The organism is Priestia sp. SIMBA_032, assembly GCF_046535215.1.
Taxonomy (GTDB): Bacteria; Bacillota; Bacilli; order Bacillales; family Bacillaceae_H; genus Priestia; species Priestia aryabhattai.
This window is the reverse complement of sequence record NZ_JAWRXD010000249.1, coordinates 1-355: the sequence shown is the minus strand read 5'-3', so window position 1 is coordinate 355 and position 355 is coordinate 1. Positions and strand designations below refer to the sequence as shown.

Genomic DNA, 355 nt, shown 5'->3' with positions numbered 1-355 from the left:
AGCGATGGAGCGTATTTAATAAATAGAGAGAGGAGCGAGCTGTAATATAAGGCTCGCTCTTGTTTAGTAGGAGGGGACTTTTAATGGAGAAATATGATCCTAACAAACATTATCACATCGGATATTATGAAGACGGATATGATTTAGAAGTGACGGCGTACAAAAGAATAAATGAACCAGTTTGGGATGCTTATATTCCGCACTATGAGGCAGACGATTTTTATAAGAAAGTGGAGGGAATGAAGCTAGGTAAATATATAGATGATTATGGCATTATGGTGTATTCATTTGGGAATGATATTGATGATGATGAAGCACGAATTATTTTTGAAAAATGGTTAAAAAAGAACGGGAT

General features: G+C 35.5%; 1 protein-coding gene. It reads left to right on the top strand.

The genetic code is table 11. The features are described 5' to 3' along the window. Positions 1 to 83: 83 nt before the first annotated feature. Positions 84 to 355: DUF3986 family protein (locus SB717_RS34225; RefSeq protein WP_410907280.1), on the top strand; the 272-nt coding region annotated here is incomplete at its 3' end.